Source organism: Bariatricus sp. HCP28S3_F11 (genome assembly GCF_052065395.1).
In the GTDB taxonomy this organism is placed as follows: Bacteria; Bacillota; Clostridia; order Lachnospirales; family Lachnospiraceae; genus Allocoprococcus.
This window is the reverse complement of the sequence record NZ_JBQHUC010000052.1, coordinates 1-12,685: the sequence shown is the minus strand read 5'-3', so window position 1 is coordinate 12,685 and position 12,685 is coordinate 1. Positions and strand designations below refer to the sequence as shown.

General features: G+C 44.4%; 9 protein-coding genes and 1 riboswitch. All 9 genes read left to right on the top strand.

The genetic code is table 11. The features are described 5' to 3' along the window. Window positions 1-121 precede the first annotated feature (121 nt). The gene (locus tag ACTNBR_RS15350; RefSeq protein WP_441019063.1) at window positions 122-718 is read left to right on the top strand and encodes an FGGY-family carbohydrate kinase; all 597 of its coding nucleotides are present in this window, start codon (window positions 122-124) and stop codon (window positions 716-718) included. Window positions 719-844: 126 nt separating this feature from the next. Beyond that, window positions 845-1,010: riboswitch (Lysine riboswitch) on the top strand. 213 nt (window positions 1,011-1,223) lie between these two features. After that, window positions 1,224-2,732, top strand: coding sequence for a Na+/H+ antiporter NhaC family protein (locus ACTNBR_RS15345; protein ID WP_427805673.1), 1,509 nt, complete (start codon window positions 1,224-1,226; stop codon window positions 2,730-2,732). 379 nt (window positions 2,733-3,111) lie between these two features. Beyond that, window positions 3,112-6,036, top strand: coding sequence for an insulinase family protein (locus ACTNBR_RS15340; protein ID WP_441019065.1), 2,925 nt, complete (start codon window positions 3,112-3,114; stop codon window positions 6,034-6,036). 40 nt (window positions 6,037-6,076) lie between these two features. Further along, entirely contained in the window at window positions 6,077-6,976 is a 900-nt protein-coding gene (gene era, locus ACTNBR_RS15335) for a GTPase Era (RefSeq protein ID WP_441019067.1), read from the top strand. A 69-nt stretch (window positions 6,977-7,045) separates the two neighbouring features. Beyond that, window positions 7,046-7,795 carry a DNA repair protein RecO gene (recO, locus tag ACTNBR_RS15330; protein ID WP_441019069.1) on the top strand — a complete coding sequence of 250 codons (750 nt, stop codon included), beginning with the start codon at window positions 7,046-7,048 and terminating at the stop codon, window positions 7,793-7,795. A 136-nt stretch (window positions 7,796-7,931) separates the two neighbouring features. Continuing rightward, entirely contained in the window at window positions 7,932-8,093 is a 162-nt protein-coding gene (locus ACTNBR_RS15325) for a hypothetical protein (protein ID WP_427805406.1), read from the top strand. 190 nt (window positions 8,094-8,283) lie between these two features. Then, window positions 8,284-9,675: a glycine--tRNA ligase gene (locus tag ACTNBR_RS15320; protein ID WP_427805408.1), complete on the top strand. Its 1,392-nt coding sequence runs from the start codon at window positions 8,284-8,286 to the stop codon at window positions 9,673-9,675. Window positions 9,676-9,903: 228 nt separating this feature from the next. Then, window positions 9,904-11,055 (top strand): double-cubane-cluster-containing anaerobic reductase, encoded by a 1,152-nt coding sequence (locus ACTNBR_RS15315; RefSeq protein WP_427805409.1) that lies wholly within the window; start codon window positions 9,904-9,906, stop codon window positions 11,053-11,055. 164 nt (window positions 11,056-11,219) lie between these two features. Beyond that, on the top strand, window positions 11,220-12,467 hold the full coding sequence (glyA, locus tag ACTNBR_RS15310; protein ID WP_441019071.1) for a serine hydroxymethyltransferase: 1,248 nt from the start codon (window positions 11,220-11,222) through the stop codon (window positions 12,465-12,467). Window positions 12,468-12,685 lie beyond the last annotated feature (218 nt).

The window sequence follows — 12,685 nt, the reverse complement described above, 5'->3', positions numbered from 1 at the left end:
AAGAACCGCGGGGCACGCGGGGATAGCTTATTGATACTTAGCCCTATCGGGTTATTGAGTAAGAAGCCCCTACTTCAAAGCTTTAGGGCTTAAGTAGTGGGAGCATGTCACGAAAGAGTTTGTGGCAAAAGAGGTGATTCAGGCAAAGAGACTGGGTATTTCTCCGGAGGAACTTCTTAATCAGAGTCTCAAAAACGTTCCGGAAGGTTGTGAGGGACTTCTGTTCCAACCATATTTTACGCCGAATATCACGATGCCGACTGCAAGAGGAGCAATCATAGGATTTTCGGATGCTCATACCAGGATCCATCTGTATCGCGCGATTATCGAAGGAATTAATTTCGCATTGATCGACGGAATGAAAGTGATGGAGCAGAGAGCCGGTCATAAATTTCAGGCAATCTATCTCGGAGGAGGAGGATCGCAGAGTGATGAGATCTGTCAGATCACGGCCCACATGTTTGGACTGCCTGTTGTGAGGACACAGACATATGAGGCTACCGGAATCGGCTGTGCACTTGCCGCATTCGTGGGAATCGGGGTGTTTGAGAGCTATGAAGATGGGGTAAAAGCAATGGTCCATGAAAAGGATAGGTTTGAGCCGGATGAGAAAATTCATCAGGTTTATGATGAGTTGTATACAGATGTATACAAGGAGATCTATGGGAAGCTGTCACCTCTTTATAAGCGGCTTCATGAGATTTATCATAGGGAATAGAAACGATGAAAAGCATCAAAGAATTTATATGGTTTTTCGAAACTAAATCAGGAAAAGTCTGTTAATAGCGGGAAATACATTGACAAGACTCCATAAAAATGTTACAAGTATAACTATATGAATAAAGAGCTGGATAGAGGCGCGGAATTCATGAGTAGCAGAGATCATATAGCCGGGAAGGCGATCGCTGTGAAAGGGGAGTCCGCCGAAGAGACTGATTTCCCAAAGTCGGTTTCTGGGACGGTACAGAATATGTATCGGACTGTCACGTATGTGGAGCGCTATCAAGGATATGGACCGAATGATGAATTTACAGAAGAATTATGCCATGAATGCGCCTTACGGGAAAGCGTTATTCATGGTATTTTTTATGGAAAAGAGAGGATGAAAAATGAGAGAAAAATTGAAAAAAATGCTTTACGCGTTTGCAGCACTTATCGTTTCGGTAAGCTGTTGCCCGCTGGTGGCACTTGCGGCTGAAGAGGCAGAGGAATATGTGCCGTCAATGTACGCGAGCTTCTGGGCACTGGTTCCGCCGATCGTTGCGATTGCACTTGCACTGATCACAAAGGAAGTGTACAGTTCCCTGTTTATTGGAATTCTGGTAGGAGGTCTTTTCTATTCAGGATTCGGATTTGAAGGAACGATCACACACATTTTCCAGGACGGAATTATCGGAGTATTATCAGACAGCTACAATGTGGGTATTCTGGTGTTCCTTGTAATCCTGGGAACAATGGTCTGCCTGATGAACAAAGCGGGTGGTTCTGCGGCTTTCGGAAGATGGGCAAGTTCCCATATCAAGAGCAGAGCAGGCGCTCAGCTTGCGACCATTCTTCTGGGTGTGTTGATTTTCATTGATGACTATTTTAACTGTCTGACAGTCGGAAGTGTAATGCGTCCGGTTACAGACAAACAGAATGTATCCCGTGCAAAGCTTGCATATCTGATTGACGCTACGGCTGCACCGGTCTGCATTATTGCACCGATTTCTTCCTGGGCTGCTGCAGTGACTGGTTTTGTTGAAGGTGAAGACGGATTTTCCATTTTCATTCGTGCAATCCCTTATAATTTCTATGCATTGCTTACAATCGTAATGATGGTGGGAATGGTTCTGATGAAAGTAGAATATGGACCAATGAAAGTTCATGAAACAAATGCAAAAAAAGGTGATCTTTATACAACTCCGGATCGTCCGTATGCAAATGCGGAGGAGGATATGACCGATAACGGTAAGGGCAAGGTGATCGATCTGCTGATTCCAATCCTTTCCCTGATCATCTGTTGCGTGATCGGAATGATCTATACAGGCGGTTTCTTTGACGGGGTCGGCTTTGTAGAAGCATTCTCCAACAGTGATGCTTCTGTTGGCCTGGTATTGGGAAGCTTCTTCGGATTTATCATCACAATCATTCTGTATGTGGTAAGAAAAGTGTTGAGCTTCAGCGACTGTATGTCCTGCATCCCGGACGGATTTAAGGCAATGGTTCCTGCAATCCTGATCCTGACCTTTGCATGGACCCTGAAGGCGATGACAGACAGTCTTGGCGCGAAAGAGTTTGTAGCTGGTATGATGGAAACCAGTGCACAGGGACTTATGAATCTGCTTCCGGCAATCATTTTCCTGGTAGCATGTTTCCTCGCATTTGCGACCGGAACATCATGGGGTACTTTCGGTATCCTTATCCCGATCGTTGTTGCAGTATTTGAAGGAAGAAATGAAACGATGATGATCATTTCTATTTCTGCATGTATGGCAGGGGCAGTGTGTGGTGACCACTGCTCACCGATTTCCGATACAACGATCATGGCTTCCGCAGGAGCCCAGAGTAACCATATCAATCATGTAAATACGCAGCTTCCGTATGCAATCACCTGTGCGGCCGTATCCTTCGTAACTTACATCGTAGCAGGTTTTGTACAGAGCGCATGGATCGCCCTTCCAATCGGAATCGTTCTGATGCTTGGAACCTTGTTTGTAATTAGTAAACTGAATCCGGCTGAAGAGGCATAAAATAGGAAAACCGTTGCATTATGAGGAAAGTGCAGCGGTTTTTTTTTGCTGTTATGCATATGAGAAAATGGTACACAGGGAGCAGTGATATGTTACGGTTTATTGGAATGGAATTGTAGAATAACCCGTAAAGACAATATCTTGGCACTGCCCCAAACCAGAAATTCTGGAATGAAAACACTCCGTTCAGTCGCAAGAATGAAATGTTACAAAGGAAGGGAGGAACAAATTCCGAACCCTTGTACATTTTGAACGGGTGTGATAAACTGTTTCATATGCACAGTATGAAGTATCGTTTTTTATAATGCAAATAACAACATATATCATTATGATAAGAAAGAATATAACATTACAAGATAGAATTGGGAGGAACAGAAACATGGATTTGACAAAACTGGCTGCATATGAGGTGATTGAGCAGCGCAAACTGGATGATCTGAAATCAGAAGGTGCACTTTTGAAGCATAAAAAGAGCGGGGCAAGAGTGCTGTTGATTTCCAATGATGATGATAACAAAGTCTTTAACATTGCATTCCGCACACCGACGAAGAACAGTACCGGTGTGCCGCATATCATGGAGCATACGGTACTCTGCGGATCGGAGAAATTCCCGGCTAAGGATCCGTTTGTGGAACTGGTCAAAGGATCTCTGAACACCTTTTTGAATGCCATGACGTATCCGGATAAGACGGTGTATCCGATCGCAAGCTGTAATGATAAGGATTTTCAGAATCTGATGGATGTCTATATGGATGCCGTGCTTCATCCTAATATTTATAAGCATGAAGAAATCTTCCGCCAGGAGGGATGGAGCTACCAGCTGGAGGACAAGGACGGGGAATTGTCTTATAACGGCGTGGTATACAATGAAATGAAGGGCGCATTTTCTTCTCCGGACGGTGTGCTGGATCGGGTGATTCTGAATTCGCTTTTCCCGGATACGACTTATGCAAATGAGTCCGGCGGGGATCCGGATGAGATCCCGAATCTGACTTATGAAGAATATCTGGATTTCCACAGGACTTACTATCATCCGTCAAACAGTTACATTTATCTGTATGGCGATATGGATATGGCTGAAAAGCTGGAATGGCTGGATCGGGAATACCTCTGTAAATATGATAAGATCGAGGTGGATTCTGAGATTCATCTCCAGAAGCCATTTGATGCGGTACGTGAGCTTTCCATGAAATATTCGGTTTCCAGTAATGAACCTTTGGAAGATAATACCTATCTTTCTTATAATAAAGTAGTCGGAACGAGTTTGGACAGAGAGCTTTACCTTGCGTTTCAGATTCTGGATTATGCACTCCTCTCTGCGCCGGGGGCACCACTTAAGAAGGCGCTTATGGATGCCGGAATCGGAAAGGATATTACCGGTTCTTATGATAACAGTATTTACCAACCGATTTTCTCTGTGGTCGCAAAAAATGCAAATGAAGATCAGAAAGACGAATTTGTCCGTATCATTGAAAGTACATTAAAGAAGATCGTGGAAGAGGGCATGGATCCCAAGGCACTTGAGGCGGGAATCAATTATCATGAATTTCGTTACAGAGAAGCAGATTTCGGAGGATATCCGAAGGGACTCATGTATGGGCTTCAGATTTTTGACAGCTGGCTTTACGATGAGACAAAACCGTTCATCCATGTGGAGGCATTGGATACATTTGCGTTTATGAAAAAACAGGTGAAGAACGGATATTTTGAAGAATTGATCCAGAAATATCTGCTGGATAATCCGCATGGTTCTATTGTGACCGTACTGCCGGAACAGGGACGCACTGCGCGCCTGGATGCAGAACTTCACGATAAACTGCAGGCATATAAGGCCTCCTTAAGCGATGCGGAAATCGAGAAACTGGTAGAGGATACCAGACGGCTTCTGGAGTATCAGGAGGAGCCGTCCAGTCAGGAAGAACTGGAGAAGATCCCGATGTTGGAAAGAGAAGATATCTCAAGGGAAATCGCTCCGGTTTACAATGAGGAGATGACTCTGGCGGGAGTTCCGGTGGTATTCCATGAGATTGAGACGAACGGAATCGGATATCTGGATCTGATGTTCGATCTGTCAGAAGTTCCGGCGGAACAGCTTCCGTATGTCGGTGTGTTGCAGGCAGTGCTCGGAATCATCGATACGGAGCATTATGATTACGGTGAATTGTTTAATGAAATCAATGTCAATACCGGAGGAATCGGGACCTCTCTCGAATTATATCCGGATGTGACAAAGGTAACAGAAAAAGAATTTAAAGCGACATTTGAGATTAAGACCAAGGCGCTGTATGAGAAGATTCCATTTGCACTTGAGATGATGCAGGAGATCCTCATTTGTTCGAAACTGGATGATGAGAAACGTTTGAAGGAGATCCTGTCCATGAATAAATCACGGATGCAGGCACGTTTCCTGTCTTCAGGACACTCTGCGTCTGCGCTGCGGGCGATGTCTTATCGTTCTCCAATCTCCAGATTCAAGGATATGACAAGCGGTATTGAGTACTACCAGAATGTCAGCCGAATGGAAGAACATTTTGAAAAAGAGAAAGAAGAACTGATAACGATGCTGCAGTCTTTGGTAAAAACCCTGTTCTGCAGAGGAAATATGATGGTAAGTTACACAGCATCTAGAGAAGGTCTTGCCGGACTGGAGAATGAACTCGAGAAGCTGAACATGGCATTGTTTGATGAGCAGGAAGCAAAGCCGGCATGCGTGATCCGGTGCGAGCAGAAAAATGAAGGCTTCAAGACCTCATCTAAAGTACAGTTTGCCGCAAAAGCCGGAAACTTTATCGATGCGGGCGAATCCTATACCGGAGCGCTTCAGATTCTGAAGGTGATTATGAGCTATGAATATCTCTGGGTTAACATCCGCGTGAAGGGCGGAGCTTACGGATGCATGAGTAATTTCAACCGGATTGGTGAGGGATATTTTGTGTCTTATCGTGATCCGAACCTGAAAAAGACGCTGGAAGTCTATGACGGTGTTCCGGAGTATCTGGAGAATTTCACCGTAAGTGAGCGTGACATGACCAAATATATCATCGGAACCATCAGCAATATTGATCAGCCGATGACACCGGCAGCAAAAGGGGATCGATCCATGAATCTGTATATGAATCATGTGAGTGAAGAGATGATTCGTACAGAACGGCAGCAGATCCTTGAGGCTACGCAGGAGGATATTCGCGCTCTGGCTCCTGTGGCGAAGGCAGTACTTGCCGGAAATCAGATCTGTGTGATCGGAAATGAAGCGAAGATCGAAGAAGAAAAAGATGTCTTTATGGAAGTAAAGGATTTATTCTAGAAAGAAAGGCTGCAATGGGCAGCGAGGAGAAGGAGGATACATGAGAGCAGATTATAAATCGGGATTTGTGACACTCATCGGAAGACCGAACGTGGGAAAATCAACGTTGATGAATTATCTGATCGGGCAGAAGATTGCGATCACATCCAACAAACCGCAGACGACAAGAAACCGGATCCAGACGGTTCTGACAACGGAGAAAGGGCAGATCGTTTTTGTGGATACGCCCGGAATTCATAAAGCCAAGAATAAGCTTGGTGAATATATGGTAAATGTTGCGGAACGTACCCTGAATGAAGTGGATGTGGTGCTCTGGCTGGTCGAGCCCACGACCTTTATCGGAGCCGGCGAGCAGCATATCGTACAGCAGCTGAAAAAGGTGAATACACCGGTCGTTCTGGTGATCAATAAAGTGGATTCTGTGAAAAAAGAAGATGTGCTTCCGTGTATTGCGAAATACAGTGAGATCTTTGATTTTGTGGATATCGTTCCGGTTTCCGCAAGGACAGGAGATAATACCGAAGAACTGCTGAAGGTAATTATGAAATATCTTCCGTATGGCCCGCAGTTTTACGATGAGGATACCGTCACGGATCAGCCGGAGCGGCAGATTGTTGCAGAGATCATCCGGGAGAAGGCATTGCACTGTCTGAACGAAGAGATCCCGCACGGGATTGCAGTTTCAATCGAGAAAATGAAGGCGCGCAAGAAAGTGATGGATATTGAGGCTACGATCATCTGTGAGCGGGACTCCCACAAGGGAATCATTATCGGGAAACAGGGAGCCATGCTTAAGAAAATTGGCAGCACTGCGCGATTTGAGATTGAGAAAATGCTGGATATGAAGGTAAATCTTCAATTGTGGGTCAAAGTGAAGAAGGATTGGCGGGATAGTGATTTCCTGATTAAGAACTTTGGCTACCGGGAAGATGAAGAATAATCGACTTTAAATGAAACGAAAGAGAACAAGGCAGACCTGAAAATATGCAGGAAGCAGGAGGCAGGAAAGATGAGTCAGATCGTCACTTTGACGGGGATGGTACTTTCGGCATCGCCGGTCGGGGAATACGACAGACGGGTCGTGATCCTGACAAAGGAGAGAGGAAAAATATCTGCATTTGCCAAGGGGGCCAGACGTCCGCAGAGCCATTTGGCGGGGGTCACGGCTCCCTGTTCTTTTGGTGTCTTTTCGATGTTCGAAGGGCGGACTTCGTATACGATCCAGTCTGCGGATATTTCCAACTATTTCGCGGAGCTGAGGACGGATGTGGAAGCGGCATATTATGCGTTTTATTTTCTGGAATTTGCAGACTATTATACCAGAGAATCGAATGACGAACGAGAAATGCTGAAGCTGCTTTACCAAAGCATGCGGGCACTTACAAAGAGACTGATTCCGCTGCGTCTGGTCCGGTATATCTTTGAACTGAAAGCGGTGAGCATCAACGGAGAAGGACCGCAGGTATTCCAGTGTGTATCCTGTGGAAGTACAGAGAAAAGCCTGTTATTCAGTGCAAAAAAAGGTGGCATTGTCTGCGGTGCATGCAGCCGGAGCGTGTATGACATAATAAAACTGAACAGTTCGACACTTTATGCCATGCAGTACGTAGAGACATCTTCGATTGAAAAACTGTTTGCGTTTACTTTGAGTGATGAGGTTTTGGACGAGTTCGGAAAAGTAATGGAGCGGTATCTGGATGTATATGTGGAGAAGCGTTTTAAATCACTGGAGATTCTGGAACAGATTGCGGGAATCTAAACGAATTTGTCAAGGGTTTTGGCTGTAAAAAAAGTTGCCAGATATTATAAAGTATATCCCATAAGTCATTGGACAACCTAATAATGAGTAGCGTTTATGGACGCTGTGAAACAGAAGAACAGGTGAGGTGACCGGGATGAAAGAGTGCTTTTGGGAAAAATTTACGCAGACGGGGCGGGTGGAAGATTATCTCAGTTATAAAGGTATGGAAATCTGTCAGGATGTTATTGAAAAACATAAAGAAAATCGGGATGAGACCAGAGAAAAAACTCCGGACATGGAACGGATACAGGGGTAAAATGACTGAATTTTCTTAAAATAATAGCTAATTATGTATTTTTTTGGACGCAATATGTTAAAAAAATGGCAGGAATGCTTGCAAAATATGGATTCTCTCTGTATAATAGGATAATCACACAAAGATAAGTGTATTTTTGGTAGAAACAATTGTCTTTGTAAAAAAAGAAGAGAATGCGAGGATTGGTATTATGGTAGAAAAGACAATGGACAAAATTGTAGCTTTAGCAAAGTCAAGAGGTTTTGTATATCCTGGGTCTGAAATCTACGGTGGGCTTGCCAACACATGGGATTATGGTAACCTCGGGGTGGAATTAAAGAATAATGTTAAGAAAGCATGGTGGAAAAAGTTTGTACAGGAGAATCCATACAACGTTGGTGTAGACTGTGCAATTCTGATGAACCCGCAGACATGGGTGGCATCCGGACATCTGGGCGGATTCAGTGACCCGCTGATGGATTGTAAAGAATGTCATGAACGTTTCCGTGCAGATAAATTGATTGAAGATTACGCCAAGGAAAATGGAATTGATCTTCCGGATAGTATTGACGGATGGTCACATGAACAGATGGAAACATTTGTGAGAGAACATGAGATCCCGTGTCCGACCTGCGGAAAGCATAATTTCACAGAGATCCGCGAATTCAACCTGATGTTTAAGACATTCCAGGGTGTAACAGAAGATGCAAAGAACGTTGTTTATCTGCGCCCGGAAACGGCTCAGGGTATCTTTGTAAACTTCAAGAATGTACAGCGTACTTCAAGAAAGAAACTTCCGTTTGGTATCTGCCAGATCGGTAAATCGTTCCGTAACGAGATCACACCGGGTAACTTCACATTCCGTACCCGTGAGTTCGAGCAGATGGAGCTTGAGTTCTTCTGCAAACCGGATACCGATCTTGAGTGGTTCGCATACTGGAAGAAATATTGTCTGGACTGGCTCTATACACTTGGCTTAAAAGAAGACGAAGTCCGTTACAGAGATCATGACAAAGAAGAGCTTTCTTTCTACAGCAAAGCTACTACAGACGTAGAATTCCTCTTCCCGTTCGGATGGGGTGAGCTGTGGGGAATCGCAGACAGAACCGATTATGACCTGACTCAGCATCAGAATGTATCCGGACAGGATATGACCTATTTTGATGATGAGACAAATGAAAAATACATTCCATACGTTATTGAGCCGTCACTCGGTGCAGACCGTATGGTACTTGCTTTCCTTTGCGGCGCGTATGATGAAGAAGATCTGGAAGACGGTACAAAACGTACAGTTCTTCATTTCCATCCGGCTCTTGCTCCGGTTAAGATCGGTGTACTTCCGCTTTCAAAGAAATTGAATGAAGGCGCGGAAAAGGTTTACACAGAGCTGAGCAAATACTACAACTGTGAATTTGATGACAGAGGAAATATCGGAAAGAGATACCGTCGTCAGGATGAAATCGGAACACCGTTCTGTGTTACTTATGATTTTGAGTCAGAAGAAGATGGAGCAGTTACGGTTCGTGACCGCGATACTATGCAGCAGGAAAGAGTAAAGATCGAAGATCTGAAAGCTTATTTTGAAAAGAAATTTGAATGGTAATATAGGAATGGAAAGAGTCTGGGATACCGGGCTCTTTCATTTTGCGTAAATAAGTATTTGGTGAGGTTGTTTTGCGGTATAGATATACTCTATAAATGACAAGATTTATCAGAATTTTAAATTTGTATGTGCGGATCGGGAAATTTATAATGAAAGATAGGATGAAATGCGGAGAAATCCGCAGGCATCAGGGAAAAATCTCATGATTTATTTATGGAGGAAAAGAAAATGGAAATTATCAAAGAATTACCAGAGGTTTTTGAAGAGTTTGCGGAGCAGCGCAAAAAGTCATTTTTGGCAATGAAGGAGATAAAAGATCAGAATATTCCGGTTGTAGGTTCCTATTGTACCTATTTCCCGCAGGAGATCGCCATGGCGATGGGCGCGGTTACGGTCGGACTTTGCTCGATGACAGATGAGACGATCCCGATCGCAGAACGGGATCTGCCGAGAAACTTATGCCCGCTTATCAAAGCAAGTTACGGTTTTGCTGTAAGCGATAAATGTCCGTTCTTCTATTTCTCTGATGTGGTTGTAGGGGAAACGACCTGTGACGGTAAGAAAAAAATGTATGAATATATGTCTGAATTTAAAGAAATGTTCATCATGGAGCTTCCAAATACGCAGAAAGAAGAGAGCCTGAAGCTTTGGAAGAAAGAAATCATCCGGTTTAAGGAGTATCTGGAAGAAAAGTTTGAAGTGGAGATCACGGAGGAGCAGATCCGAGAGGCCATCCGTATTCAGAATGAGGGAAGAAGAGCGCTCAAGAGACTGTATGAGGTGATGAAAAATGATCCGACTCCGATCAGCGGAGAAAATCTGTTCAATGTTCTCTATGGAAGTACATTCAAATTTGACAGAAAGAAGCTTCCGGAGGAGGTCAATGCGCTGACGGACAAGATCCTGAAAGAGTATGCAGAGGGCAAGATGGAGCCGAAGAAGAAGAGAATTCTGGTTACGGGATGTCCGATCGGCGGTGCAACGGTCAAAGTCGTAAAATCAATTGAGAGTAACGGCGGTGTGGTTGTTGCATTTGAAAACTGCTCCGGAGCGAAGTCTATTGACAAGCTGGTAGATGAAGACAATCCGGATGTATACGATGCGCTGGCAAGAAGGTATCTGAATATCGGCTGTTCTGTTATGACTCCGAACCCGAATCGTCTGGAGCTTCTGGGAAGACTGATCGATGAGTACAAGGTGGACGGTGTTGTGGAGATGGTTCTCCAGGCATGCCATACTTATAGCGTGGAAACAAGAAAGATCATGAAATTTGTAAATGAAGAAAAGGGTATTCCGTATATTTCCGTGGAGACGGACTATTCCCAGTCTGATCTCGGACAGCTGAATACAAGAATTGCGGCATTTATCGAGATGCTGTAATAAATAAAATAATTATTTAACGCTTGACTTTGCAGGGAGCCGTTTATATACTAGGATTTAACTTGCGAAAAGGTCTTGTGTGAAAAAAAGGAAAAGCAGACAGAAGACTTTGAAGTGAAAGTTTTTTGCCTGCTTTTTGCAGAAAAGAACAGGAGGAGAAGACCATGAATATGATTACAGATGTCATGAACTACATTCGTGAATATGACAAGGAGGTAGGCGAAGCACTCGGGTTGGAGCTGGGACGGCAGAGAAGGAATCTGGAGCTGATCGCATCTGAGAATATCGTAAGCCCGGCTGTTATGTTGGCGATGGGAACGGTACCTACCAATAAATACGCGGAAGGATATCCGGGAAAACGCTATTATGGCGGCTGTGAAGATGTGGATATTCTTGAAAATCTTGCAATCGAGCGTGCAAAAAAGCTTTTCGGCTGTGATCATGTCTGCGTACAGCCACATTCGGGGGCAAGCGCCAATATGGCTGTTTATCAGGCATTTCTCAAGCCGGGAGATACGGTTATGGGGCTGAATCTGGCGCATGGAGGCCATTTGACTCATGGCTCACCGGTCAATATGTCCGGCCTTTTGTATCATTTCGTACCGTATAATGTCAACGACGAGGGATTCCTCGATTATGATGAAATCCGTAGAATTGCCAAAGAGTGTAAGCCGAAAATGATCGTTGCAGGAGCTTCTGCTTATCCGAGAGAGATCCGGTTTGACATCTTTGCTGACATTGCAAAAGAGGTAGGCGCCTATTTATTTGTCGATATGGCACATATTGCAGGGCTTGTTGCAGCAGGACTTCATCAGAGTCCGGTTCCGTATGCGGATGTTGTGACGACGACCACACATAAGACGCTCCGCGGACCGAGAGGCGGAATAATCATGTGCAAAGAAGAATATGCAAAAGTGATTGATAAAGCTATTTTCCCGGGGACACAGGGCGGACCTTTGATGCATATCATTGCAGCGAAGGCTGTCTGCTTCGGAGAGGCATTGAAACCGGAGTTCAAGGAATATCAGCAGCAGGTTGTGAAGAATGCAAAGGTGCTGGCTGAAGGAATGCTGGAAGAAGGCTTCAACCTCGTGAGCGGCGGAACCGATAATCATCTGATGCTGGTCGACCTGCAGAACATGGGTGTGACTGGTAAGGAAATGCAGAAACGTCTGGATGAAGTATATATCACTGTGAATAAGAATGCAGTGCCGAATGATCCGGCAAGTCCGTTTGTCACAAGCGGAATCCGTATCGGAACACCGGCGGTTACAACTCGCGGCCTGAAGGAAGAGGACATGCGTGTGATTGCAAAACTGATTAAGAAGACGGTTACGGATTTTGACAGTAAATTTGATGAAATCCGCAGGGAAGTGACGAAAATCTGTGACAAATATCCACTGTACGAATAGATGGATGTCATGCAGCAGTGCATCGTAGTGGTGCACTGTTGTGATAAAAATCTCTTTTTTATTTCGGCAATGTGTGTTAGAATAGAGGGAACTGTTGAAAAACATCATTGGAGCTTCCTGTATACTTTAAAGAGTAAAGGGAATTGACCAAAAAGAATACCTCAAGTAAATTTAGATTATTACTGACCGGGCAGTTAGTAAAATCTAAAAACACAAGA